We start from the raw sequence: 26,128 nt of genomic DNA on the forward strand, positions 1-26,128 counted from the left end.
AAATGCCCCCTCTTATTTAGCCGGTGAAATCACTTCAACGCCACCCATGTATGGCACGAGAACTTTTGGAATTACAACGGACCCATCGGCTTGTTGATAGTTTTCCAAGATAGCAGCTACTGTACGCCCTACTGCAAGGCCAGATCCATTTAATGTATGAACAAATTCCGGTTTACCCTTAGGTCCACGACGGAATTTAATATTAGCACGACGAGCTTGGAAATCAGTCATATTAGAGCAAGAGGAAATTTCTCTATACTTGCCTTGTGCAGGCATCCACACCTCTACATCATAGGTTTTAGCAGAACCAAAGCCCATATCACCTGTGCACAGAGTGATAACACGGAACGGTAATTCTAATAAGCGCAATACTTCTTCTGCATTATCTGTTAATGTTTCTAATTCTTTGAAAGAATCTTCTGGTTTAGCTAATTTAACCATTTCAACTTTGTTAAATTGATGTTGTCGAATAAGGCCACGAGTATCACGCCCCGCGGAACCCGCTTCAGCACGGAAACATGCGGTGAATGCAGTATAGTATTTAGGCAATTCCTCTTCGCTCAAAATTTCACCACCGTGATAATTAGTCAATGTAACCTCAGCAGTTGGAATCAAGAAATATTCCGTTCCCTCTACATGGTACATATCTTCAGCAAATTTAGGCAATTGCCCAGTGCCCGTCAAAGTTTCACGTGTTACCATATATGGAGTCATCATTTCAGTATAGCCATGTTTATCTACATGAAGATCCACCATGAAGTTGATAAGAGCGCGTTCCAAACGAGCCCCTAACCCCTTATACACAGTAAAGCGAGCTCCACTCATTTTGCCTGCACGATTGAAATCAAGGATATCGAGGCTTTCACCTAAATCCCAATGAGCCTGTACATCAAAATTAAATTGACGTGGTTCGCCCCATTTGCGTTGCTCCACATTTTCATCTTCATCGGCCCCTACAGGAACAGATGCATCACACATATTTGGCAACATCAATGCCGCATCGCGCAATTTTGTTTCCACTTCGCGAATACGGTTATCAAACTCAGCAATCTCATCGCCTACTTTTTTCATTTCTGCGATTTTTTCATCAGCATTTTCTTTGTTGCGTTTTAATTTGCTAATTTCTTCTGTTACAGAATTGCGAAGCGCTTTTAATTCTTCTACTCGACCGATCAATTGACGACGTTCATCATAAGCGGATACAAAGGTTTTCAGATCGCCTTTTGTATGACGATTATCTAAATTTTGTTGCACTAAATCAATATTTTCACGGACAAATTTTAAATCTAACATACTATAAACCTCATTTTCCAACTATGTTACGCACAATATATTCAATACGTTTAAGTATACCATATATTGGTGTATTTATCATTAAATTATGTGCTATATACTAGACTTCTCACCAATATTTTATATTATTCATCCTCTTCTTCATCTAGCAAATAATCTTTTGCCATCCATTTACGCGTGCCTGTAAAAGAAATGGTCACCCATTTTTCCGTTGGGTTACCGCCGATTTCTTGGTCAATTTCATTGCGAATAGCATCAATTTCAGCAATGGTTTGATATGGAAAACTTTTAGGAACTAAAATATCAATTTCAATGATTCGAGTATTGCCATATACTTGCACGCTCGTCACATAATCTTTAAAATTATACTTTTCCATAAATCGATCCATAATTTCTTGCACTTCATTATGCAATGAAGTTGGTGCCCATCCTAATATTTGTTTCATGGATGGCACAATGATACGAAATGCAGAGGGTATCATCTGTACCGCTAAAATAATTAATACAATAGGGTCAATATAAGTAGCCCATCTAGCATATTCAGTACTTTCTAGCATAGTAGCTACAACGAAACTAATCAAGATAGCCGCTTCTAACAAAGCATCGACATACCAGCTTACATTATCAAATTTAATTAAGTTAGACTGCAAACTTTTATTAATACGACGTACATAAAGATAGTAAGCAGTATCCGCAACAGTAAAGAATATAGCATAGAAAATAGCTGGCCCGAAGTCTACGTGACGTCCACCAGACAAAAGATCTGTAATCCCACTAGATAAGGCATAAATTACTATGAGAAGAATAAAAAAGCCCTCCACGGCGAGCACCAGAGGTTCAAATTGCCAAAAACCGAATTGGAATCGCTTACTCGTTTCTCTAGCAACTAACTTAGCTGTCATAAGCATCATAATCTTAATAACAACATCAACGAAGGAGAATACCCCATCTAACAACACTGCACTAGATCCCGTTACAATCCCCATCACAGTGCCGCTCACCGCAACTAGCGCCATCAAAGCAACAGATTGCATTAATAGCTTTTGTTCAATAGAGCGTCTTGCTCCTAATATATCCATTAAGCCCCCACTTTCTTAATTTGTACATTTTTTTATTATACACCAAGTGAATTGATGAGCAAAATCGCCCTGTTCAGTAATATAAACAGAAAAGCTATAAAACCTACTATAAATCATAATCCAAAGTTTATCTAACACCTCGGTCAGGTTCTAAAAGAAGCACCGAAAAGCAGCTAGTTTGAAGGGTATACAAACTAGCTGCTTTAAATATATCAGTATTTTTTTCTGTAAGATATAAACTTTACCCTTTTGGACTCGGAACTACGCGACCAGCTACATAGCGTTCAATAATATGACGATCATCCCCTACATATAGCCAGCGCTCTAAACGCTCTTCCAAAGAACGTTCATTTGGGTCAAATAAGGACGTATCATCGATAATAAGGGCATCTAACTCATAGCCTTTTTCAAAGCTTCCAACGTGGCCAAAAAATTGTCCACCACCCTTGGTAGCCATATAGAAGGCTTCACTCAAGGTAAGAGGTGCATAGTTTGGGTCTACTTCAGCCCATTTCATTTTCGATAGACCAATAGCTTCAGTAAGGACCTTTGCCATCGATACAATATGTCCACCAGAAATATCGGAGCCTAAACCAATTGGTATATTCCGCTCAATCAGCTTACGAATCGGTGCAATTCCGCTAGAAAGATTTACATTCGAATATGGACAATGAGATACCATGGTCTGCGTTTCAGCCATGCGATCCATTTCTACGTCACTCAAATGAATGCAATGGGCCATTACAGTTGGCACGGTACCCATCAAATGATGTTCATAGTACACATCTGTATAGTTTGACGACTCAGGATGTAATGATGCGACCCAATCAATTTCGCCGTGATTTTCCGACAAATGAGATTGAACAGGAACATCGTATTCTTTCGCTAATTTAGCAAGTCCTGTCATGAGTTCACTCGTACAAGATGGTACAAAGCGCGGTGTAATAATAGGTTTAACTAAAGGTCCAAATTGAGCTGATGTATCTAACCATACTTTAGTATCAGCTAATGATTGATTCGTTTCTTCAATCAAAAATTCCGGACTATTACGGTCCATGTTTACCTTACCCACATAAGCTGACAATCCTGCTTTTTGTAAAAGCTCCATCAACACCAATGTGCTGTCTTTATGGATTGTACCAAACAAAATACTTCTCGTCGTACCATTGCGCCATAAATCGTGAACAAAGGCACCATATACTAGACGAGCATAGTCAGGATCAATAAATTTTGCCTCTTCAGGAAATGTATAAGTTTCAAGCCATGGTAACAGTTCCTTATCCATACCAAGTCCACGATTACAATATTGTGGTGCATGCGCATGGGTATCCACAAAACCAGGAATAATGAGATTATCACCGTAATCAACAACATCATACTCTGTATAAACTGTAGGAATACTTTCACCACAATGAACAACCACCCCATCTACAGCAATAACATAACCCTGTTGAATAGATACAAGTGCTGATGGATTCGGTGTATATAATATATTTCCTTTTAAAATAATCGTTGAATTCATATAACCTCCTCGCGTGATTAGAGCCCTAAAGTACTGCGCCCATATACTACGCTAGATTTTCGTTTAAAGACTATGCTATATGATTCATAGTATATGCTATTTAAATAGCAAAGTGAATGATGAACGCCACAGTCATGATGTACATAATAGGATGAATTTCATGATGACGACCTGTTGCCAATTTAATTAATGTATAAGAAATAAAACCAAAGGATAAACCTTGAGCAATACTAAATGTTAATGGCATAAGAAGAATTGTTAAGAACGCAGGCAATGCTTCCGTGAAATCAGTAAAATCAATATGCGTTACCTCACTCATCATAAATACGCCAATAGTAATCAGTACAGGTGCAGTCGCTTGTACCGGTACCAATAAGAACAATGGTGCAAAGAATAAAGATACCAAGTATAAAAGGCCAGTTACTACTGCCGTAAGACCTGTGCGACCACCATCAGCAACGGCTGCCGCACTTTCAATATAAGAAGTAACTGTAGAGGTACCTACAACGGCACCTGCTGCGGCACCAATAGACGTACATAGCAAGGCACGATTCAAACCTTCAAATTTCCCTTCTTCATTTACTAAGTTTGCTTTTCTCGTTACACCAATCAATGTACCGATATTATCGAACATATCCACAATAGTAATGGAGAAGATAATGGAGAAAAAGCCATACCCAATAGCACTCATTACATCAAGTTGACCAAATGTGTCTACTGGAAATGGTGGTACCAAGTTAAAGATATCCGAACTAGATATAGGAACCTTAGTCAAACCTAACACCATAGCCAAAATCGTAGTGAAGGCCATACCAATTAACAATCCACCCTTAACCTGCTTAGCTAATAAAATACTTGTAATAAACAAGCCTAACAATGTTAATAGTACTGCAGGATCTTTCATGTTCCCAAGGGTTACAAATGTAGCATTATCAGAAATAATTATATGAGCATTTTTAAAGCCAATGAAGGCAACGAATAAACCAATACCTACGCCAATAGAGGTTTTCAGCACTTGTGGAATACCATCTACTATTTTATTAAGAACTTTAGTAACTGTTAAAATAACAAAAACTGTACCGGAAATAAAAACGGCACCTAATGCAGTTTGCCAACTAAGGCCCATAGCACCACAAATGGTATACGAGAAAAATGCACTTAGGCCAAGTCCAGGTGCTACGATAACCGGAACATTAGCAACAAAACCTATTAGCATTGTCGCAAAGGCAGTTGTTAAAATTACAGCCGCTACAGCACTACCATGAGGCATTCCTGATACAGATAATAGATTGGGTATTACTGCCAGAATGTATACTGATGCAATAAACATTGTAATACCCGCAAAAATCTCAGTCTTTACTGATGTTCCATGTTTGGTTAACTTGAAAAACCGATCAAGACAACCATTGGCTTGATTACCTCTTTCATAATCCATTGAACTCATCGCACTTACCTCCTAAACTTTTAGAAATATAAATTTAGTTAAATAAAAAACGGCTACAAGAGCATCATAAATAAGCTCTTGTAGCCGTAAATCTCGGTTCACGCTAGAGAGACTTGACCCATCCCGTCAAGGTTATACAAGGTATGTAGTAGTTCTATACAGTTAATCTATATCATCACATTCAGATTCGATAAAGCAAAGATAAATAAGAAAAACTTTATATGCATGAATTTATATCATATATATTATGTAAATACCACATCTCACACTTAGTATAAAATTATTTTTATACACTGTCAATAACAATTGATGAATAATCATAAACTATTTTTTTATCCTAGAAATTATTTTCTATAGACTTTATATCGTTAATTTTGTTATATACTTATAGACTGGTACAGGAGCTCAACATATTAACCACTCCATTAATCCATCGTATAAAATTACATATAGCATTCATGTTTCAATACATATTTAAAGGCAGTATCGTAGTAACAGGTTTAAAATGATTTTTATATGATACTAACTATTTCATAAATATATAAAAAGCTCCCTACTCAAAGAATAGGGAGCCTTAATAGTGTCGATTATTATTCTGCTTCTTCAGCTTCAAAATGCTTAGGAGCTTCTGGTTTCATCAACGGGAACAATAATACATCTCGAATAGATGCAGAGTCTGTTAAGAACATAACAAGACGGTCGATACCAACACCAAGACCAGCTGTTGGAGGCAAGCCGTACTCAAGAGCAGTAACGAAATCCTCATCCATACGATGAGCTTCATCGTCACCCGCTTCACGTTCTTTCAATTGATCCAAGAAACGTTGTTTTTGGTCGATTGGATCATTTAACTCGGAGAAGCCATTTGCCAATTCACGACCATAGATGAAAGCTTCAAAACGTTCTGTAGCCAATGGATTTTCACGACTTGCTTTAGCAAGTGGAGAAATCTCTTTAGGGTGACCATATACGATAGTTGGCTGAATCAAGTTTTCTTCTACATAATCTTCAAAGCAAAGATTTAAGATTTTACCAATACCATCATTTTCTGTGTATTCTACATTTAAGCGATCAGCAATAGCACGAGCTTCTTCTATAGTTGTGACTGCATCAAAATCTTCACCAGTGTATTTTTTTACACCTTCAGCCATTGTGATACGATTCCAAGGAGGAGTCAAATTAATTTCTGTACCTTGGTATGTAATTTCTTGTGTACCAAGTACTTCTTGAGCACAGTAGGACACAAGATTTTCTGTTAAGCGAATCGCATCCTCTACATCTCCATAGGCTTGGTATGATTCGATAGTAGTAAATTCTGGATTATGACGATTATCGATACCTTCGTTACGGAAGCAACGGTTCATTTCGAACACGCGGTCCATACCACCAACGATTAAACGTTTGAGATACAATTCTGGTGCAATACGCATGTAAATATCGATATCAAGCGCATTATGGTGAGTGATAAATGGACGTGCAGCAGCTCCACCAGGGATAGCATGCATCATCGGTGTTTCCACTTCCATGAAGCCATCACGCATCATGTATTCGCGAATCTTAGCAACGATTTGAGAGCGTTTTACAAATGTATCACGCACTTCAGGATTTACAATCAAATCAACATAACGTTGACGGTAACGAAGTTCTGTATCCTTTAATCCATGCCATTTTTCTGGTAGTGGACGTAAAGACTTAGATAACAATGTTAATTTGTTAACTTTAATGGTAACTTCACCGGTATGCGTTTTAAATACGTGACCTTCTATGCCGATGATATCACCGATATCAAGCATTTTAACGTATTTATAAGCATCTTCGCCCAATACATCTTTACGGAAGTATACTTGAATATCACCTGATTTATCACGAATATTCGCAAATGCCGTTTTACCATGGGAACGGATTGTCATCAAACGACCTGCAATAACTACAGGCTGGCCATCATATTTCAAGAAGAAGTCTTCTTTAATATCTTTTGCGTAATCTTTTACGACAAAACGTTGGCCAAATGGGTAAATACCATCAGCTTCATATTCGGCTAATTTATCGCGGCGAATTTGCATTTGCTCATTCAGCTCTTCTTGTATATTTTTAATTTCTTCACTCATGTTATCGCCTCTTTGTCGGTAATTGTAAATTATTGGATTGCTAACACTTTGAATGTTACAGGACCATCTGGTGTGGAAACCTCTACTTCATCGCCCTTACGTTTACCCAAAATAGCTTTACCTACAGGAGATTCATTAGAGATACGATTGTTAAATGGATCCGCTTCAGAAGAACCAACGATAACATATTCCAATTCATCGTTGTACATAGTGTCAAGTACAGTAACTTTACTACCTACAGATACAACGTCACCTTTTACAGATTCATCGATGATCTTCGCAGTGTTAATCTTATTCTCTAACTCTACAATATGACCTTCAATAAAAGCTTGTTCATTTTTTGCATCATCATATTCAGAGTTTTCACTGATATCGCCATATTCAATAGCAGTTTTAATACGTTCAGATACTTCAATACGGCGTACAGATTTATAGTACGCTAATTCTTCTTCTAACTTCTTTAAACCTTCGGCGGTGAGTAATGTTTCTTTTACGTCTGCCATGGGTACCCCACTCTTTCTACATATAAATAATAAGAAAAAGTGTCATAATAAGATGACACCTTATCTCTTGTTTCTAAATTATCTCAATCATTATATAAAAATACTATTTATTTGTCAATCTAACTACCCTTCGGACAGTATTTTGCGATATGATTCTAGCTCATTGTGAAAGCTCGTTACAGTATGAATTGTATTCACTCGATTGCGCCAATATGCAGATTCCGGAAGTCCCTTCATATACCAGCCCGCATGAGTGCGTATCTCCTTAACGGCCATACTTTCACCCTTGTATTGGCATAACAAGTCAAAATGCTTTAATAACATATCTAGACGCTCTATATCGGTCGGAGCCGGCAATACTTCACCAGTGGCTAAATAATGATGAATACGACCAAAGATCCAAGGATTCCCCTGTGCACCACGGCCTACCATTACAGCATCACAACCGGTTTCATCAAGCATTTGCTTAGCATCTTCAGGATTCACAATATCACCATTGCCAAGTACAGGTACAGATACCGCTTCTTTCACAGCCTTAATATAAGACCAGTCCGCATGTCCACTATACATTTGCTCCTTTGTACGCCCATGTACGGCTATAGCAGCCACACCTGTAGACTCAATGCGTTTTGCAAAATCCACAACATTAATAGAGTCACTATCCCAACCGATACGCATTTTTACAGTAACAGGTACATCAACAGCCTCAACAGCGGCTTCTGCAACACGCGCCGCTAGATCAGGATTTTTCATAAGTGCCGAACCATCGCCAGAGGTAACTACCTTTTTTACAGGACAGCCCATGTTTATATCTACAATATCGGCACCCGCATCGGCCACAACCTTAGCCCCCAAAGCGATTGCTTCTGGATTAGAGCCAAAAATTTGCATGGATACAGGACGTTCTGCCTCTTCAATGCGCAATAATTCATGAGTACGTTCATTCTTATATTTAATACCCATAGCACTGACCATTTCGGTACATACCAAGGCTGCACCTTGTTCTTTGGCCAGTAGTCGATACGCAATATCGCTAACCCCTGCCATAGGCGCTAATATGGCTTGACCATCAATTTTGACAGCCCCAATTTGCCACTGTTTATTATTCATATAATTCTATATCCCCTAATAAAAAAGGTACAGCATAAGCTGTACCCGAATGTACACTACTTCGTTACATATACGTAACTATATTATAGTAGCATTATTTATTTCTTTCGTAAATAAGGCGTAAGCCTTCTAATGTAAGCATAGGTTCTACATGGTCAATACAGTCTGTAGCACTGCTAATAAGTTGTGCCAAACCACCTGTAGCCACTACAGTTACATGATTTCCCATTTCTGCTTTCATACGAGACACGAGTCCTTCTACTTGCCCTACATAACCGTAGAACATACCAGATTGCATAGAAGACACCGTATTTCGGCAAATGACTTGCCCCGGATCTCTCACATCGATACGAGGCAATTTGGCTGCCCGTTGAAATAGAGCTTCTGCAGAAATGGTTACCCCTGGACTAATAACCCCGCCCATATAATCACCATTACCTTGTACCGCACAATAGGTAGTAGCCGTACCAAAATCGATGATAATTAAATCGCCCTTATAAAGCTCATGTGCTGCTACGGCATTTACAATACGGTCAGCCCCTACTTCACGAGGATTATCATACTTAATAGCGATGCCAGTTTTAGTGCCTGGTCCTACAATAAGAGGATTTACATTAAAGTAGCGCAAACACACGCGCTCTAATGTAGGCATTAATGGTGGTACAACCGAGGAGATAATGATAGCATTAATATCTTTTACATCAACCTTACGGTCGTGAAAGAATAAGTTCATCATCAGCATGCCATATTCATCGGTGGTACGAACCCGATCTGTGGAAATACGCCAGTGACCCACAAGTTCTGTCTTGTCGTATACACCGAGAACAATATTGGTGTTTCCCACATCAATTACTAATAACATTAATGCCTCCTATTTACGCGGACGAATTGATACGTCCCCTGCCACAATACGTTTAATTGTCCCATCTGGGATTCTTACTAATAAATTACCATCTTCATCAATATCTGTAGCTGCCCCTTCATAGGTATTGCCAGGAGCACGCACTTCAATTTCTTCACCGAGAGTAACAGATAATTGACGCCATTCATTAAGGGTTTCGTCAAAGCCACTATCGAGCACTTCATAATATTGATGTTCTAATTCTTCTAATATAAGTCTAAATGCTTCTGTGCGCTCAATATCAATATCTTCCATCGCAAGGGATGTAGCAATTAATTTTAACTCTTCTGGTAATTCTTCTTGTTTTGTTTTTACGTTGACCCCAATGCCCATTACAATATGAGAAATTTCTTCCATAGAACCAGACATTTCAGTCAAAATACCTACTAGCTTACGACCATTCACAAGAATATCATTAGGCCACTTTATCCCCGCATCAGTGAGTCCCATCTTATGAAAGGCCTTTGTTAAAGCCACTGCAGCCATCAAAGTACACTTTGGAGCCTCTACAGGTGGAAAATCAGGGCGTAAAATCAAGCTAAACCACAAGCCCTTGCCAAATGGAGAATACCAACCACGAGATAAGCGCCCACGACCAGCAGCCTGTTCCTCAGTAACCACAACCGTGCCTTCTTCTGCACCTTGTTGAGCTAAACGACGAGCTTCTAAGTTCGTAGACTCCGTAGTATCCATATAAACATATCGTTTACCAAATACATCTGTTTTTAAGATTTGTTTCATTGCCAAGGGGCTCAACAAATCAGGTTCTTCCAATAATCGATACCCTCTCTTGGTATAAGATTCAATTTTGTAGCCTTTTTGACGTAACGCCTTGATATGTTTCCAAATAGCTGTGCGCGAAACATGGCAGGCTTCGGACATATCTTGTCCCGATACGAAACTACCTTGGTTTTGTCTCAAGAATTCTAGCACTTCATCACGCATAGTTTAGAGCCCCTTTCTTTGTCAACCTAGGTTTACAATTCGATTGTACAAGTGTCCCCTTCAAAATGCAAGGATTATTTAAAATAATTAATGGTATAATGTATATAGTATAAAGGTATACATAAAAAAATAGATAACAATAATGCTATCTATTATCCTTCGGAGAGATATATGAAACAGTTTACATTAGAAGAGAAAAATCAAGTTTTAGAGAACCCTTTTATCCATATTCATCGAAAACTGGATGTACTACTCAATATAGGGAAGTTACTAATGGAATGTGGGGCAAATACAAATCGAATCATTGAGGAAATGCTAAAAGCTGCAACATTTATGGGAATTCCTCATGATTACTTAAATATCCATATTTCATATACCACTATTATGGTCAATCTATTACACAAAGAACGATCCATAACGGTCTTCAGAAAAACACCGGTTCATATTCCGAATATGGCTATGATCAATGCCGTATCAAAGCTCACATGGCGCGCATTTGAGCGACATTACTCACTAACGACCTATGAACGACTAATTGCCAAACTGGATACAACTATACCAACGTATCCAAACTGGATAAAAGGACTAGCTTGTGCACTAGGATCAGCAGGTCTTGCATACCTCTACAGTGGCGATATCATCGCATTCATTGTTACCATCATATGTTCTAGTATTGGTTATTTTACGCGCACCCTATCAGGCAGATTAGGTCTTAATGAATATGTAGGAATCGCATTAGGCGGATTTGGTGCCATGATATCGGCTTACGCTTTTTATAGTCATGTAAATAATGAATCCTTACTATATGTACTCGTTTGCTGTACCTTGTTCATGATTCCTGGGGTACCATTGATCAATTGTGTCATCGATATCATTAATAATCATATTTTATCGGGCATGACACGCGCTATAAGAACACTACTCATCGTGGGTAGCATGACTTTAGGTATGGCTATGGCACTCTACTTTAGCCCTGCACCAGCATTTAATTTTGTTGATATTAAACCTCATGTTATTTCCATAGAGCAAGTTATCGGTTCTTTTACAGCTGCGGCCGCTTTTGCGGTACTTTTTAATGCTCCTGTCAGACTATTAGTATCCATTGGTATTGGTGGCGTACTATGTGTATGTATTCGCAATATACTATCCGTAGAATTAGGATTTTCTACACCAGGTGCTACCTTTATTGGTGCTGCCATTATGAGTATTATTTTTGTAAAAGTTTCTACTTGGTTAAAAACATCTAGCACTATCATTATCGTACCGTCTGCCATCGCATTAATGCCCGGTATATTGTACTACCGATTTCTCTTCGACATGTTACACATCAATGCATTAAATGATGCTAGTCTAATCCTTATGATACAAAATGGTGTAACTGGCACATTTACAACTATAGCTATAGCAATCGGTGTAGCTATACCAAATGTTTTGGCACAAAAATATTTGCAAAAACTAAAAGAACAACGCATGACAGAACTTCTTGCCACACGTCATATAAACGATGGACAGTAAAAAAGAGCTAGCCTTTTTAGAAGGCTAGCTCTTTTTCATTTGGACAAAATCCATTATTTAATTTCATTAGATGATGCTTCACTAAGATCTGCTACAGTACTAGTTGTTTCTTTAGCATCAACACTATCTGGTACTACGCTACCTTCTACTTCAGAAGCTACTTTAGGCTCCTCAGCTTCAGGTTCTTTTGTTGTACCATATTTGTAAAGATTATCTACCGCTTTCGCATCGATTGTTTCCTCTTCTAACAAAGCATTTGCCATGTCATGTAAGAATTTTTCATTATCGCTAAGAAGTTTTGTTACATCTTTATAAGCTTCTTCTACGATACGATGAATTTCAGAGTCGATTTTCGCAGCGATTTCTTCACTATAGTTGCGCTCATGGCCCAGGTTTTTTCCTAAGAAGATTTGTTCTTGTTGTTCACCAAACACGATAGGACCAAGCTCATCGCTCATCCCCCAACGCGTTACCATAGCGCGAGCAGTATTAGTTACGCTTTGCAAGTCACCTGAAGCGCCTGTACTGATTTCATCTAAAATCAAGGCTTCTGCAATTCGACCACCAAGAGCGACTCGAATATCTGCTAATAATTGAGATTTTGTTTTGTAGTTTTGTTCCTCAGTAGGAAGCATCATAGTGTATCCACCAGCTGCACCACGAGGAATAATTGTTACTTTATGAACAGGATCTGCATGAGGCAATAGATGTGCCACGATAGCATGACCAGATTCATGGTATGCTGTCAATTTACGATCCTTATCGCTCACAATATGACTGCGGCGTTCAGGTCCCATACTAACTTTTTCACTGGCTTCTTCAACTTCAGCCATAGTAATTACTTTTTTGTTAAGACGAGCCGCCAAAAGAGCTGCTTCATTTAACAAATTGCTCAAGTCTGCACCAGTAAAGCCTGGTGTTTTCTTCGCAATTATTTTCAAGTCTACATCGTCAGCCAAAGGCTTATTACGAGCATGAACTTTCAAAATTGCTTCACGGCCGCGTAGATCTGGACGACCTACAATAACTTGACGGTCAAAACGACCTGGACGCAAGAGTGCAGGATCTAGAATATCTGGGCGGTTTGTTGCAGCGATAGTAATAATACCTTCGTTGGCACCAAAGCCATCCATTTCAACGAGCAATTGGTTCAATGTTTGTTCACGTTCATCGTGACCACCACCAAGGCCGGCACCACGTTGGCGACCAACCGCATCAATTTCGTCTATAAAGATGATACATGGGGCGTTCTTTTTCGCTTGTGTGAAAAGATCACGCACACGAGAAGCACCAACACCAACGAACATCTCTACAAAGTCAGAACCAGAAATCGTAAAGAATGGTACCCCTGCTTCACCAGCAACAGCTTTAGCAAGTAATGTTTTGCCTGTACCTGGAGGTCCTGCCAATAATACACCTTTCGGAATTTTAGCACCGATAGTTGTAAATTTGCCTGGATCCTTTAAGAATTCTACTACTTCTTCTAATTCTTGTTTTGCTTCTTCAGCACCAGCTACATCTTTGAAGCTAACCTTTACATTGCCTTCACCCATCAATTTAGCACGGCTTTTACCAAAGTTCATCACTCGGCCACCGCCACCTTGCGTTTGTTGCATGATGAAGAAGAATAATACTACCAAAATGATAATCGGAATAGCAGAACCTAACAAGCTCATCCACCAAGCTGGTTGCTCAGGTGGAGCTGCAGTAATTTCTACACCATTATCTTGTAAAGTTTTGATTAACGTTTCATCAGTTGGCGCATAAGAATTGAATTCTGTTCCATTTTTTAGTTTACCTTTAATACCATGATCATTGGTAATCGTTACGGACTCAACCTTTTTCTGTTGTACTTGTTGAATAAATCCTGTATAACTGAGTTCAGATTTATTCGCACTTTGACCAGAGAAAGCGTCAATGGCGATAACGAAAGCGGCAATGATAAGTAAATAAAGGACGATATTTTTTGTAAATCGACCCAAAATATTACCCCTTTCAATAATAGTTTAGTGGCATAAACGAATTGAGTACATCTCGTTGAGAGATGCACTCATATATTATATCATATTTTTAATCTTGATACATTTCTTCCTTTAAAATACCTATATAAGGTAAGTGACGATATTTTTCTGCATAGTCTAAACCATAGCCGATAACAAAGTAGTCAGGGATGACAAAACCTACATAGTCTACTTCTACATCCATTTTACGGCGTTCAGGCTTATTCAACAACGCTGCAAGGCGTACACTTTTAGCTCCACGAGCATGTAAATTTTCTAGCAAGTAATGTAATGTTGTACCCGTATCTACAATATCTTCTACAACGAGTACATGCTTTCCTTCTACAGAGCGATCCAAATCTTTTAAAATTCGAACTACCCCTGTACTAGTTGTACCACTGCCATAGCTAGAGCAAGAAATAAAATCGAAGCTTACATCCACATTCTCATCGATAGAGCGAGCTAAATCTGTAAAGAAAACGATAGCACCTTTCAATACACCTACGAGAACTACGGATTCCCCTTTATAGTCAGCACTGATTTGACGACCTAATTCAGCCACACGAGCCTTTAATTGTTCCTCTGTATATAAAATATCTTTTGCATCTTGATGCATCTATATGACCTCCGCGATTCATATTAATGTTTGCAATATACCTTTATTGTATCACATTGAGCACTTACTTTTATACTTTTAATATTGAAAGTTTTCCCTTCCCCAGTGTTAACAATATCGAGTAATTGCTCTTGATGAGCAGTGGTAAGCTTGATTTCAGGATCAAAGATGCTCACCAGTCTTTGCCACAATCGACGTTGGATAGACAACGGCTTCTTACGTAACCCCCTACGAGATATAAACGCGCCCTCATCAGAGATAGTTACTAACTCATCAAACGCCATATCCGTTAAATTAGAAATAAGAGAAATGTCTTCGCGTACAGAAGCCCCTAGCCTTACTATAGCATCGATAACGATAGGATTAATGGCTTTTAACTCAGGTATAATGCAATGACGAATTCTATTTCTTTGATATCGTACATCCTCATTTGTACTATCTATACAGTAAGAAATATCTTTCTCTTTTAAATATAGAAGTAATTCTTCTTTTGTGACATCTAACAGAGGTCTTACTACTGGAACAGTATAATCATTACTAACAACGGCCATGCCTGTCAAACCATTAAGTCCAGTCCCTCTAATAAGATGTGCTAAAATTGATTCTGCTTGGTCATCTTTATGATGAGCTACTGCAATATAGTCATACCCCTCAGACTGTGCTATACCGGTTAGCCATTGATACCGAACTTGGCGGCCTATAGTTTCCTCTGATAGCTTTTGAGCTTGACTCAATTTAGGCACGTCAAAGACAGCCGTATAAAATGGCAGTCCTAGTACGTCCGCTTGATTTCGTAACCATAGGACCTCATTCTTGCTTTCAGGACGAATACAATGATCTACGATAGCAACTCCAAGCTCATATACTGTATGGCGATGTGTAGCAATATCTTGCAATAAATGCAATAAAGCCATCGAATCAGGACCACCAGAACAAGCTACCAAGATACGACAATTCTCAGGAAATATATCATGTAATTTTAAAGTGTGATTAACGGTTCGAATGAGTGCTTTCACATTCACGGGCCATCGCCTCCATACCATCTTGGTCGCTTACAAATACATGAGAGACCTCATAGGAATCCATAAAGGATGTTAAAATCTCCGCCCCAGCAACAATGATGTCGGCACGCCCAGCAGGTAAACCTTTTACTTGTAGTCTCTCATTACGACTCATATACCGCAATTTCATAATAATGCCTTCCACCGTTTCACGGCTCAATTTATGACCTTGCACCTTTGTGCCATCATAATGGTCTAAACCTAAATCAATAGCAGCCAAGGTTGTTAGGGTTCCTCCAATACCGATAAATTCACCAAATTCACCTTCAATCATCATCGGATCCCAAAGAAAACGGGTTTCCTCCCACACTCGTTGAGGCCCTTCATCAGATATAGATTGAAGGCGTACCGCTCCCACAGGATAAGAACGGCTCCAGTACACTCCATCCTTGTTACCTAATGCAAGTTCTGTACTACCTCCACCAATATCAATGGTCGTATAATGACGTCCATCCTCTAATTGATTTCCTAAAGCACCATAAAAGCCATACATCGCCTCTTCATCACCAGATAAAATTCTCCACTCCATAGGACAGTATTTATTAATACGTTCCATAAATGCAAGTCCATTAGCCGCTTCACGAACAGCACTCGTCGCAAAACCAAAGCAATACTCAGCACCATATTGGCTTGCTATTTTTTTTATATCTGTAAAAGCTTGATAAGATGCTTCCATGGATTCAGCTCGCAAGGTACCATCTGTATTTCGTTGACCTAAACGGGTAGTCCACAACTGCTTAGGCTCATAACGCCACTCGTTATTCTCATAGGTAGCCAATAATAAACGTACTGAATTAGAGCCAATATCGATAATTGCTAACTTCATAATCGCTCCTTACATATACATAGCATTCTCCTAATACTATTATAGCGTTAATACTCTATACATAAGTAAAGAGATGGCGGAATGCCATCTCTCACTATTAATCTCGACGGCCGCCTCGGCCTCCGCGTTTTCCTTCGGTATTGCGTTTTAAATCGTGTAATCGTTCATTACTATCGCGCAAGAATGATTTCATCTTCGCTTCGAAAGACTCTATACTTTGTTTCGATTGAACACGATGAGGGCGTTTTTCTTCGTCCATACCCTCTTTAGGTTGTGTTTGACGAATCGAAAGGCCAATTTTATTACCATCAATAGATAAAACCTTAACCTTTACCGGATCCTCAACCTTTAAAAGGGTATTAATATCTTCGACATATCCATGAGCTACTTCAGAGATATGAACTAACCCTGTTTGCTTTTCTCCTAAATCAACAAATACGCCGAATTTTGTAATACCTGATACGGTACCATCAATAATGTTACCAACTTCGATTGCCATGCAACCTCCTAATTAATGCGGAAACCTTAAACTACAAACTGATGCAAAGAAAAAATAATAGAATACACTCTATTTTACATATGGTACTTCACCAGGCTTTACCAATCCTAACTCCTCACGAGCAAGCCCTTCTATGGTCTTTGGATCTTGTAACCTAGCCTTTTCCTGTTCTAACTCTTCATTTCGCTGCTGTAACTCTTGCAATTGTTGCTCTATATGTTGTTTTTCTTGATATACAGCCACCAAGCGATAAGCCTGCCCTAACAGTAACAGCACCATAATCCCTATGCCAATCCGCTTGATCCACATGAGGATAATACGCTGATCCTGTGCTTTGCGATTAGGACGAACCCGTTTGCGTGGCCTTTTTGGGCGTTGTACATCCATAGTGTCCTGAGTCATAATGTCCCCCAAATATTCATCATCTGTATACTGTCATTTTTAGATTATACCACATAACAGAGCTTGGGACTAAAGAAAATTACAGATATTTCTCATTAAGAACGATAACATAAATCCGTATAAATTTAAAACTCCATATGCAATGTAAACTTTCTATATACAAAAGTAAATATCCACTTACATAGTCTCAGCCTTTGCAACATGTTCACGAATGACAGCACAAGAAGCTTTAAATAAGGCTAGCTCTTCATTGGTTAGTTGCAGTTCAAAAACATCTTCGATGCCATCTTTACCAATAACAGCAGGAGTAGATGCAAATATTCCTTCTTCTCCATATTGTCCATTTAAATAACAGGAGCAAGGCAATACCTTCTTTTCATCATGGAATACGGCGCGAATCAATTCTGTGGTAGCACTCGCAATACCAAACTCCGTAGAACCTTTACCAGCTAGTACATGATAGCCACCAATTTTAACATCATCTAGTACTTTTGTATGGTCAAGTTTAGGAAATCTATGAGGTAGCTCTCGATATAATTCTAAAAGTGGTTTACCTTGTACACAGACATGGGACCACGGCACCATGGCACTACCTCCATGTTCACCTAAACAGTAGGCCGTAATAGAGCGATTACTAATAGTAAAGATATGAGCTAATTCTTTTTGCAATCTAGCTGAATCTAGAGCGGTTCCCGTTGAAATAATACGCTTAGGATTCCACTCAAGATGTTTACATAAATAGGTAGCTACCACATCAGCAGGATTAGAAATTGAAATGATGAAACCTTGAAAAGAAGACTGCTTAATACGTGGAATAACATCTTTTAGTACAGCCACTGTTTCACCAAGGCTCTCAAGGCGATCCTGATACAAATTCGGCAAAGGCCCCGCACTAAAAACGAGGATATCACAATCTCCACATTCTTCAATAGGGCCTGAGGTAGCAGTTACTTGATGTGGAATATAGCTAACGGCATCATTAATATCCATAGCTTGCGCCTGAGCTTTTTTCTCGTCAATATCCATCAAATATAATTCATCAACCTCACCTTGCAAGGCTAAAGAAAATGCCACATGAGAGCCTACATGGCCAGTGCCAATAATACCTACCTTACGTAACTTCATAAGAGCCTCCATACCTTAGCATAAAACGATAGCATATCCTCAAATGCCAATTATTTAAATCACGTATATCTGTATATGATTTATCTTAATAGAATCATAACTCATTTAAATTCATCTCATCCAGATTGAGTGGGAACAAATCTTTTCCTTCCATCGCTTGAGGAGATTTTTCTAAATATTGTTTACGCATGGACCATAAAATATCCAAATCTGTAGGATCCAATTTTGATAATGCATATATCATAGTAAAGTCAGAACCATAGTGCCCACGTAAGCTATCAGGTACACCCTTAGAGCCTTCACCACTAATGCGGTTATTAAAGAACCCTTGGATACGACGATTATCTAAATCTATAATAATAAAACCTGATCCATCATACACATATAATGTATGATTAACACGTTTTAATGCACGTACTGTATTCGTAATAAAATACTGGTCCTTCAAATCAATGAGGGACGACTCATAACCAGAATGGTAAAAGTCACCATAATAATGGGCCCCTCCATCGGTAGAGTCCAACAAACTTTTAAATTCGTCTTGCTCATCATTACTGAAGTCAGACAATGCTTTTACCTTTGTTATATTCCGTAAACCTCGTTGGTAATCACCCGATTTAGGAGGTTCTATATGTTGCCCTCTAAAGGTAATGGGCATCAAGCGAAGTGTATTATCAGATAAATTATAAATCCCTAGTCCTTCATAACCTAAGAAATACACTTGCGATCCACTGGTCTTCATAGCTAATATTCGTTTTGAAATAATGGCATCACTAGAATTAACCAGTGTATGCGCTTCTGGATCAATACGTACTGTTTTGCTATCATAATTTGCCCCTACAGCAAGCCAGTAAGATATGCCCATTATAATAAGTGCCAGTACAAATAATCCAATACGTTTTATATTCATCTACACTCTCCATGACTCCCCAATCATAAAACGTAAGAGCATGCGTACAATCTGTATCATGTTTACAATGTATCTAACATTAGCTTATATACGATTCTAGCTTATACCTCCAATTGAGATAATCGGTCGGCAACCTTAACCCCTTTATATGTGAAAGTTGGTAACAGCTGAGATAGCGGTTCTAGTACAAAATTACGATTCCAAAAATGAGGATGCGGTATCACAAGACTTTCATCACACAGAGAAATCATTTTCCCCTCTGTATCGTACACTAAAATAATATCCAAATCTAATGTGCGAGGGCCCCAATGAATCAATCGTTTTCGTCCAGCCGCCTGCTCTAATTGCTGAATAAGGCTGAGCATTTGATGTGGTTCTAGAGTGCTTTCACAAGACCATACGCCATTAACAAAGGTATCTTGTTCCGTATATCCCCACGGCTCAGTTTCAATAAGAGAAGAAGTGACTAGCTTAGAAATTGCCCCATGTTGTTGTAAGGATTGAAAAGCAGAATTGATGTAGTCACTCTTGTCCCCTATATTCGAGCCTACACTGATGTAATAGGTATACATCAAATTTGTCCTCTTGTAGTGATAACCTCAACATAATCCAAAATGCCTGAAATCGGTACAGATGGTTTACGCACCGTTACAGAGAGACCTACAATACCTTGATAATGTTGGTACAAGGAATCGGCGATAAGCGCCCCTAATCGTTCTAAAAGATTGTACTTTTCACCAGTCATAATTGATTCTACAATTTCATATACCTCTACATAATTGATTGAGTCCTCTAATTGATCACTTTGACCGGCCTTTGTAAGATCAGTTATTATTTCTACATCTACAAAAAATCGTTGCCCTTGTTCTTGCTCAGATGCCAAATTTCCGTGGTATCCGTAGAATGCCATATTTTTTAAAACGATTCTATCCATTATTCACCTCGTAACAAGCCGTCTGCTACAGCTAAGGCGCGTTTGTGCATTTTCACATTGTGAACACGCACCATGTCAACGCCTTGGAATACACCTGTAATACAAGCAGCTACCGTACCTTCATCGCGATCTTCTGGAGGCAATCCGCCTAACATAGATCCGATGAAACGCTTGCGGCTTGGAGCAAGTAAAACAGGATATTCGTAAGCCGTTAACTCACCCAAGCGTTGCATAACTTCAATATTTTGTTCTTCAGTTTTACCAAAGCCAATACCTGGGTCAAGCCAGATTTGTTGTGGCGTTACCCCCTCTTTCAACGCTTTATCGATAGCACAGAAGAAGAATGCTTTCATATCTTCAATGATATCACCATAATTTGTATCATTACTATTATGCATGATGATAACAGGTACCTTATATTTAGCCACTACTGCGGCCATGTCAGGGTCATAATGTAAGCCCCATACATCATTTAGAATATGTGCCCCTTTTGAGAAGGCATATTCTGCGGTTTTAGCATGATATGTATCGATAGACACAGGAACTGTAGAGGCCTGTAAGACAGGCTCTATTAATAGAGATAAGCGTTCTATTTCCTCGTCTGCGGTCAAAGGTGTAGAACCAGGGCGTGTAGATTCAACGCCTAAATCGATAATATCTGCACCATCTTCAATCATTTGTTTTACATGAGCAATAGCTGTTTCTGGTGTATTAAATTTTCCCCCATCAGAGAAGGAGTCAGGTGTACCATTCAGTATACCCATGATAAGGGTACGATCACACAAAGATAAGCTTTTGCCATCATTCCATGTATAATTTCTACGTTTAAACATTTACCTGTCCTCCGCCTAACATTGCCAACGCTTCATCTCTTAATGTGCCCTTTTCGGCTAATACGCCTCGGCTTTCTAATGTAATAACCTTTGAATCTTGCTGCATGGTCCCTTTGATGAGCATACACAACTGAGTCGATGTAATGCGTACAAATACGCCATGAGCAAATAAATCATTCATAATCGCATCAGCTAATTCAGATGCTAACCGCTCTTGTAATTGCGGTCTACGGCTGAGGATATTCACGATATCTTGAAACTTACTAAGTCCTGCCACACATCCATCCTTAGGTTGGTACACGATATCTACGGTACCAAAAAAAGGCAATAAATGATGCTCACACATGGAGTAAAACGGAATCCCTGTAACTGCTACGAGACCTTTATAGTCTGTACTAAAAGTCTCTCCCCATGCAGCTTTCGTGTCTAATCCTACACCGCTGAATAATTCACTATATAATTCTGTTACACGACTTGGTGTCTTCTCTAATTCTGGTGCCTCTGTATCAACAGATAAAGCCTCTAAGAATTGCTTTATCCCGTCCTTTGCACGTTGATTCATCGGTCCTCCTAAACGATCTTTGTCGTCCAATCCTCAATATTCCAAATATCCGTAACCCAACCTTGATAAAATTCGGGCTCATGACTAACCAGTACAATCGTACCTTTAAAATCACGCAATGCTCGGCTCAGTTCTTCCTTCGCATATATGTCTAAATGGTTGGTCGGTTCGTCTAGCACCAACACATTGTACTTATTCTGCATGAGCTTACATAGGCGAACCTTTGCATTCTCACCACCAGATAATACGCGCATTTGAGACGTAATATGTTCATTAGTAAGGCCACAACGAGCTAATGCTGCACGCACCTCTGCATTGGTCATAGCAGGATATTCATTCCAAATATAGTCTAACGCTGTTTCAGAATTGGATGGCTTATCCTCTTGGGCAAAATAACCTACTTGTAAGAACTCACCTTTTACCAACTCACCACTAACAGGCTTCAATAAACCTAAAATAGTTTTTAACAACGTAGTTTTACCTAGACCATTGACACCGCGAATAGCAATCTTTTTATTTCTTTCAATTTGAAAGTCTACTGGTCTAGTTAATGGTTCATCATAACCTAATTGCAATCCGAAAGCCTCTACGATAAAGCGACTTGGTGTACGGCCTTCTTTAAAACCAAAGCTAGGTTTAATATACTCTTTTGGTTTTTCCAAGATTTCCATCTTCTCTAAGCGTTTAGCGCGAGAGTTCGCCATACCGCGCGTTGCAACGCGAGCTTTGTTGCGTTGAATAAAGTCTTCCATACGCTCAATCTCTTGCTGTTGACGTTCATACGCCTTAGCAGCTTGCGCTTTTTTCACCTCATAAGCAGCTTGGAACTGATGATAATCACCAGTATAACGCGTAAGCACCGCTTGTTCGATATGGTAAATAACATTAACTACGGAGTTTAAAAACTCCATATCATGAGAAATCAAGATGAATGCATTTTCGTAATTTTGCAAATAGTTTTGCAACCATTGAATATGCTCTACATCAAGATAGTTCGTAGGTTCATCCAACAATAGAATAGTCGGTTTCTCTAGTAAAAGCTTTGTGAGCAAAACCTTTGTACGTTGACCACCACTGAGTTCTGTTACATCTCGGTCCAAACCGATATCCACAAGGCCCAAGCCTGCAGCCGTACGCTCAATAACCGCATCAATTTCATAGAACCCACGTTGCTCTAGAATTTCTTGCCACTCCCCAACTTGCTCGAGAAGCTTATTCATTTCATCTTCGGATACATCGCCCATGCGATTATACGCATCATTAATGTTTTGCTCCATGACGAACAAATCATCAAAAGCGCGTTGTAATACATCGCGGATGGTCATACCTTTCTCAAGAACAGCATGTTGATCCAAGTAACCAACAGTTACCTGATTGGACCATTCAATTTTTCCTTCATCAGGTGGCAGTTTGCCTGTAATGATATTAAGAAACGTAGATTTACCTTCACCATTTGCACCAATGAGGCCTACATGTTCACCTTTTAGCAAGCGGAATGATGCATCATCTAAAATTTGTCGCGCTCCAAAACCATGGGTTACATTTGAAACGGTTAACACACTCATATCTATCTCCACCGGAATAAAAGCCGTCTTGTTGAAGACGGCTTGTTTCATACTTACTTAAATATTATATCTATTGTACCTTTTTGACCTCTATATGTCAAAAATTGAGTATCACTTACACATCGCATAACGCAAGGCTACAACAGCCATAATCTTAGCTCCTTTAATAGCTTGTGCCAATCCATAGTCAGAACCTGCTGCACAAGTGAATTCTGGCGTATGCGCTTCTAGCCCCCCACCAATTTGCAATGAAGGCTGCGCCGTAGGCACTTCATAGGACACATTACCTACATCAGTACTACCATCAGCCTCATCATCAGGTAATATACGAGGTACCTCACCGAACTCAGTCATCACAGCCTTAAAAAGATTTAACAACTTTTTATCTTGACGCATATCCTTAAAAAGTGGCTCATAATGATGCATTTCAACTTGAGCACCATAGGATGCTGCAATCTCTTGAGCAGCCGCTTTGATAGCCGGCAAAATAATACCTTCTAAATCATCCACTGTACTACCACGAACAGTCATGCGAATCGTAGCCTTTGGTGTAACCACATTTGGCGCTGTACCTGCTTCGGTAAAAATGGCCCCCACAATAGCCCCTTTAGGAAAGGTTTTCTTTAACTCTTTTATTTTTTGATATAATTCTACCGCACAATCTAAGGCATTAATTCCTGAATCTATTAAGGATGCAATATGACAGGAGCGCCCATGAAAGGTAACCTCTAGTGGGTGTGTCGCTAAGGATGTGCCCCCCACCTCATTTTCACCGCCAGGATGAATAATAAGCGCCGCCTCATAGTCCTTAAATAAACCAGCCTCTGCCATATATACCTTACCACCGATAGTTTCCTCTGCAGGGCAACCAAAGAAAGTCGTTCCCCAATCCTGTGGCGCACTTTGACTGAAAGCAACAGCAGCACCTAAGCTCATCATGGCAATAAGATTATGACCACAACCATGACCGAGCTCAGGTAAGGCATCATATTCTCCTAAAAATGCGATTTTATATTTAGCATTACCTCTATAGTCCGCTCTCAACGCGGTTTGTAACTCACGTATATCGGCGAGGCCTACTTGAGATATAAAATTCTGTTTTTCTAAGAATTGGTGAATTGCCTTTACTGCTTTATGCTCATTCAAGCCCAATTCTGGATTATCGTGTAAATATAAGGAAACAGCACGTAATTCCTGTGCCATACTATCTATGATGGCACAGGCACGAGCCTCTCGTTCTTGTAGTGTCATAACTCCCCTTATTATTATCTAATATCTTGGTAACTACTATTTTTATCTAATATCTGTTTATCTGTTTGTCTGTTAACTAAAATCGTTCACCTAAAAGCTCTTATCTATTTCGTATAAGGATGAACGATGATGGTATTAGAAATATATCTAAAGCTAATCGTCGCTCCTAGCGGTAAGGTTTGATGTGGTGAACCATGTCCCGTTGGCACATAGCATACAAAAGGATCTGGTAATTCTGGTTTTCTATTTTCCTCCATGTAGCGCAATGCTTCATAACCTAAGTCATAATCACGTTCATCTTCATCTCCTTCACAATCTGTAAAGGTGCCAATCACTAAGCCTTTAATGCGGCTCAACAAACCACTGAGGCGAAATTGTTGTAACATACGATCCAGCTTATAAGGAGCCTCCCCTACATCTTCAATAAATAGTAAGGTATCTTCCCATGATTCATTCTCTAAAAAATAAGGCGTTCCCGATAACATGGATACCATCGTCATATTACCACCTCGTAAAATACCCTCACCGAGTTCTGTGCCAATCGCACCTCGGGGAGGCTCTGGCAAGGGTTCTATAACTTTTAATTTGCCTTCTAAAGCATTAAATAGCGTATCAATATCTGACTTACGGTCTAATTTAAAATCTACCCCCATAGGTCCATGATAAGTAATGAGGCGGCTATATCGATTAATAGCCATATGAAGTGCTGTACAATCACTATATCCAACAAAAGCCTTCCGATACTTACGAATCGCTTTATAATCTAATAAATCTAAATAGCGCATCGTGCCATAACCACCGCGCAAGGCAAGAACCGTATCACAAGGAGCCACAGTCATCATGTATTGAAATTCTACGGCTTGCTCCTCAGGTGTGCCTCCATATAGCCCCTTTCTCCTTGCACTTTCACCTACAAGCACCTTATAGCCTTTAGCCTTACAAATTTCTTCTATTCTATGTAAATCTTCATCGCTAGCACTAGCAGGTGCCATAATACCTATGGTCATCCCCGGTGCCAAACGTTTTGGTTCAATCCAGTCCATATATCCTCAGAAAATACCTGTTAACTTATAATATATTAATATTCCCATACAACAAAAGACGTACACAAGGTGTACGTCTTA

Annotated in this window: 25 protein-coding genes; 1 reads left to right on the top strand and 24 read right to left on the bottom strand. The window is 39.2% G+C overall.

Annotation, left to right across the window (positions count from 1 at the left end; all coding sequences use genetic code 11):
* Positions 1–12: 12 nt before the first annotated feature.
* The 9 genes from serS to KHY58_RS06165 form a co-directional block, all read right to left on the bottom strand.
* Positions 13–1,293 (bottom strand): serine--tRNA ligase, encoded by a 1,281-nt coding sequence (serS, locus tag KHY58_RS06125; RefSeq protein WP_004695438.1) that lies wholly within the window; start codon positions 1,291–1,293, stop codon positions 13–15.
* A 125-nt stretch (positions 1,294–1,418) separates the two neighbouring features.
* Positions 1,419–2,372 carry a cation diffusion facilitator family transporter gene (locus tag KHY58_RS06130; protein ID WP_004695437.1) on the bottom strand — a complete coding sequence of 318 codons (954 nt, stop codon included), beginning with the start codon at positions 2,370–2,372 and terminating at the stop codon, positions 1,419–1,421.
* 241 nt (positions 2,373–2,613) lie between these two features.
* Positions 2,614–3,894, bottom strand: coding sequence for a guanine deaminase (guaD, locus tag KHY58_RS06135; RefSeq protein WP_118091606.1), 1,281 nt, complete (start codon positions 3,892–3,894; stop codon positions 2,614–2,616).
* Positions 3,895–3,994: 100 nt separating this feature from the next.
* Positions 3,995–5,338: an NCS2 family permease gene (locus KHY58_RS06140; protein WP_004695433.1), complete on the bottom strand. Its 1,344-nt coding sequence runs from the start codon at positions 5,336–5,338 to the stop codon at positions 3,995–3,997.
* 590 nt (positions 5,339–5,928) lie between these two features.
* Positions 5,929–7,446: a lysine--tRNA ligase gene (gene lysS / locus KHY58_RS06145; RefSeq protein WP_123138499.1), complete on the bottom strand. Its 1,518-nt coding sequence runs from the start codon at positions 7,444–7,446 to the stop codon at positions 5,929–5,931.
* Positions 7,447–7,475: 29 nt separating this feature from the next.
* Positions 7,476–7,949, bottom strand: coding sequence for a transcription elongation factor GreA (gene greA / locus KHY58_RS06150; protein ID WP_004695428.1), 474 nt, complete (start codon positions 7,947–7,949; stop codon positions 7,476–7,478).
* A 123-nt stretch (positions 7,950–8,072) separates the two neighbouring features.
* Entirely contained in the window at positions 8,073–9,059 is a 987-nt protein-coding gene (dusB, locus tag KHY58_RS06155) for a tRNA dihydrouridine synthase DusB (RefSeq protein WP_156696960.1), read from the bottom strand.
* A 94-nt stretch (positions 9,060–9,153) separates the two neighbouring features.
* Positions 9,154–9,921, bottom strand: a complete 768-nt coding sequence (locus KHY58_RS06160) for a type III pantothenate kinase (RefSeq protein WP_123138497.1) — start codon at positions 9,919–9,921, stop codon at positions 9,154–9,156.
* Positions 9,922–9,930: 9 nt separating this feature from the next.
* Entirely contained in the window at positions 9,931–10,905 is a 975-nt protein-coding gene (locus tag KHY58_RS06165; protein WP_123138496.1) for a biotin--[acetyl-CoA-carboxylase] ligase, read from the bottom strand.
* A gap of 171 nt (positions 10,906–11,076) precedes the next feature.
* Between KHY58_RS06165 and KHY58_RS06170 the strand changes: the two genes are divergently transcribed.
* Complete coding sequence (locus KHY58_RS06170; RefSeq protein ID WP_004695419.1) at positions 11,077–12,420, top strand: threonine/serine ThrE exporter family protein; 1,344 nt, start codon at positions 11,077–11,079, stop codon at positions 12,418–12,420.
* Positions 12,421–12,473: 53 nt separating this feature from the next.
* Here the strand turns inward: KHY58_RS06170 and ftsH are convergent, their stop codons facing one another.
* From ftsH to KHY58_RS06245, 15 genes are all read right to left on the bottom strand, one after another.
* The gene (ftsH, locus tag KHY58_RS06175; RefSeq protein ID WP_123138495.1) at positions 12,474–14,402 is read right to left on the bottom strand and encodes an ATP-dependent zinc metalloprotease FtsH; all 1,929 of its coding nucleotides are present in this window, start codon (positions 14,400–14,402) and stop codon (positions 12,474–12,476) included.
* Between the two features lie 88 nt (positions 14,403–14,490).
* Positions 14,491–15,036, bottom strand: coding sequence for a hypoxanthine phosphoribosyltransferase (gene hpt, locus KHY58_RS06180; protein ID WP_004698467.1), 546 nt, complete (start codon positions 15,034–15,036; stop codon positions 14,491–14,493).
* Positions 15,037–15,059: 23 nt separating this feature from the next.
* Entirely contained in the window at positions 15,060–16,058 is a 999-nt protein-coding gene (gene tilS / locus KHY58_RS06185) for a tRNA lysidine(34) synthetase TilS (protein WP_278472527.1), read from the bottom strand.
* A complete protein-coding gene (locus KHY58_RS06190; RefSeq protein WP_278472529.1) occupies positions 16,027–16,923 on the bottom strand; it encodes a phosphatase in 897 nt (298 codons plus the stop codon). Before KHY58_RS06190 ends, tilS begins: the two co-directional genes overlap by 32 nt.
* A gap of 97 nt (positions 16,924–17,020) precedes the next feature.
* Positions 17,021–17,422 (bottom strand): S1 RNA-binding domain-containing protein, encoded by a 402-nt coding sequence (locus KHY58_RS06195; RefSeq protein ID WP_012864039.1) that lies wholly within the window; start codon positions 17,420–17,422, stop codon positions 17,021–17,023.
* A 69-nt stretch (positions 17,423–17,491) separates the two neighbouring features.
* Positions 17,492–17,824: an FtsB family cell division protein gene (locus KHY58_RS06200; protein WP_278472532.1), complete on the bottom strand. Its 333-nt coding sequence runs from the start codon at positions 17,822–17,824 to the stop codon at positions 17,492–17,494.
* A gap of 177 nt (positions 17,825–18,001) precedes the next feature.
* Positions 18,002–18,949 carry an L-lactate dehydrogenase gene (locus tag KHY58_RS06205; RefSeq protein WP_118091601.1) on the bottom strand — a complete coding sequence of 316 codons (948 nt, stop codon included), beginning with the start codon at positions 18,947–18,949 and terminating at the stop codon, positions 18,002–18,004.
* A 94-nt stretch (positions 18,950–19,043) separates the two neighbouring features.
* Positions 19,044–19,859 carry a hypothetical protein gene (locus KHY58_RS06210; RefSeq protein ID WP_278472536.1) on the bottom strand — a complete coding sequence of 272 codons (816 nt, stop codon included), beginning with the start codon at positions 19,857–19,859 and terminating at the stop codon, positions 19,044–19,046.
* A 101-nt stretch (positions 19,860–19,960) separates the two neighbouring features.
* A complete protein-coding gene (folK, locus tag KHY58_RS06215; protein WP_004698513.1) occupies positions 19,961–20,431 on the bottom strand; it encodes a 2-amino-4-hydroxy-6-hydroxymethyldihydropteridine diphosphokinase in 471 nt (156 codons plus the stop codon).
* The gene (folB, locus tag KHY58_RS06220) at positions 20,431–20,793 is read right to left on the bottom strand and encodes a dihydroneopterin aldolase (protein WP_004698484.1); all 363 of its coding nucleotides are present in this window, start codon (positions 20,791–20,793) and stop codon (positions 20,431–20,433) included. The genes folK and folB overlap by 1 nt, the downstream gene beginning before the upstream one ends.
* Positions 20,793–21,626, bottom strand: coding sequence for a dihydropteroate synthase (folP, locus tag KHY58_RS06225; RefSeq protein WP_120055714.1), 834 nt, complete (start codon positions 21,624–21,626; stop codon positions 20,793–20,795). The genes folB and folP overlap by 1 nt, the downstream gene beginning before the upstream one ends.
* Entirely contained in the window at positions 21,619–22,188 is a 570-nt protein-coding gene (gene folE / locus KHY58_RS06230; RefSeq protein WP_004698508.1) for a GTP cyclohydrolase I, read from the bottom strand. Before folE ends, folP begins: the two co-directional genes overlap by 8 nt.
* Before the next feature lie 8 nt (positions 22,189–22,196).
* Entirely contained in the window at positions 22,197–23,753 is a 1,557-nt protein-coding gene (locus tag KHY58_RS06235; RefSeq protein ID WP_278472540.1) for an ABC-F family ATP-binding cassette domain-containing protein, read from the bottom strand.
* 111 nt (positions 23,754–23,864) lie between these two features.
* Positions 23,865–25,004 carry an amidohydrolase gene (locus KHY58_RS06240; protein WP_278472542.1) on the bottom strand — a complete coding sequence of 380 codons (1,140 nt, stop codon included), beginning with the start codon at positions 25,002–25,004 and terminating at the stop codon, positions 23,865–23,867.
* A 104-nt stretch (positions 25,005–25,108) separates the two neighbouring features.
* Positions 25,109–26,047 (bottom strand): S66 peptidase family protein, encoded by a 939-nt coding sequence (locus KHY58_RS06245; RefSeq protein ID WP_278472544.1) that lies wholly within the window; start codon positions 26,045–26,047, stop codon positions 25,109–25,111.
* Positions 26,048–26,128: the final 81 nt, after the last annotated feature.

Source organism: Veillonella parvula, from assembly GCF_018366295.1.
Taxonomy (GTDB): domain Bacteria; phylum Bacillota; class Negativicutes; order Veillonellales; family Veillonellaceae; genus Veillonella; species Veillonella parvula_P.

Coding starts and splice junctions, on each gene's coding strand:
- KHY58_RS06240 (WP_278472542.1), bottom strand. CDS start 25,004: ATGACACTACAAGAACGAGAGGCTCGTGCCTGTGCCATCATAGATAGT.
- KHY58_RS06210 (WP_278472536.1), bottom strand. CDS start 19,859: ATGAATATAAAACGTATTGGATTATTTGTACTGGCACTTATTATAATG.
- lysS (WP_123138499.1), bottom strand. CDS start 7,446: ATGAGTGAAGAAATTAAAAATATACAAGAAGAGCTGAATGAGCAAATG.
- KHY58_RS06165 (WP_123138496.1), bottom strand. CDS start 10,905: ATGCGTGATGAAGTGCTAGAATTCTTGAGACAAAACCAAGGTAGTTTC.
- KHY58_RS06195 (WP_012864039.1), bottom strand. CDS start 17,422: ATGGCAATCGAAGTTGGTAACATTATTGATGGTACCGTATCAGGTATT.
- KHY58_RS06160 (WP_123138497.1), bottom strand. CDS start 9,921: ATGTTATTAGTAATTGATGTGGGAAACACCAATATTGTTCTCGGTGTA.
- KHY58_RS06245 (WP_278472544.1), bottom strand. CDS start 26,047: ATGGACTGGATTGAACCAAAACGTTTGGCACCGGGGATGACCATAGGT.
- guaD (WP_118091606.1), bottom strand. CDS start 3,894: ATGAATTCAACGATTATTTTAAAAGGAAATATATTATATACACCGAAT.
- folK (WP_004698513.1), bottom strand. CDS start 20,431: ATGTATACCTATTACATCAGTGTAGGCTCGAATATAGGGGACAAGAGT.
- serS (WP_004695438.1), bottom strand. CDS start 1,293: ATGTTAGATTTAAAATTTGTCCGTGAAAATATTGATTTAGTGCAACAA.
- greA (WP_004695428.1), bottom strand. CDS start 7,949: ATGGCAGACGTAAAAGAAACATTACTCACCGCCGAAGGTTTAAAGAAG.
- KHY58_RS06130 (WP_004695437.1), bottom strand. CDS start 2,372: ATGGATATATTAGGAGCAAGACGCTCTATTGAACAAAAGCTATTAATG.
- KHY58_RS06235 (WP_278472540.1), bottom strand. CDS start 23,753: ATGAGTGTGTTAACCGTTTCAAATGTAACCCATGGTTTTGGAGCGCGA.
- KHY58_RS06205 (WP_118091601.1), bottom strand. CDS start 18,949: ATGAAGTTACGTAAGGTAGGTATTATTGGCACTGGCCATGTAGGCTCT.
- folP (WP_120055714.1), bottom strand. CDS start 21,626: ATGTTTAAACGTAGAAATTATACATGGAATGATGGCAAAAGCTTATCT.
- hpt (WP_004698467.1), bottom strand. CDS start 15,036: ATGCATCAAGATGCAAAAGATATTTTATATACAGAGGAACAATTAAAG.
- KHY58_RS06200 (WP_278472532.1), bottom strand. CDS start 17,824: ATGACTCAGGACACTATGGATGTACAACGCCCAAAAAGGCCACGCAAA.
- dusB (WP_156696960.1), bottom strand. CDS start 9,059: ATGAATAATAAACAGTGGCAAATTGGGGCTGTCAAAATTGATGGTCAA.
- KHY58_RS06140 (WP_004695433.1), bottom strand. CDS start 5,338: ATGAGTTCAATGGATTATGAAAGAGGTAATCAAGCCAATGGTTGTCTT.
- KHY58_RS06170 (WP_004695419.1), top strand. CDS start 11,077: ATGAAACAGTTTACATTAGAAGAGAAAAATCAAGTTTTAGAGAACCCT.
- folE (WP_004698508.1), bottom strand. CDS start 22,188: ATGAATCAACGTGCAAAGGACGGGATAAAGCAATTCTTAGAGGCTTTA.
- folB (WP_004698484.1), bottom strand. CDS start 20,793: ATGGATAGAATCGTTTTAAAAAATATGGCATTCTACGGATACCACGGA.
- KHY58_RS06190 (WP_278472529.1), bottom strand. CDS start 16,923: ATGAAGTTAGCAATTATCGATATTGGCTCTAATTCAGTACGTTTATTA.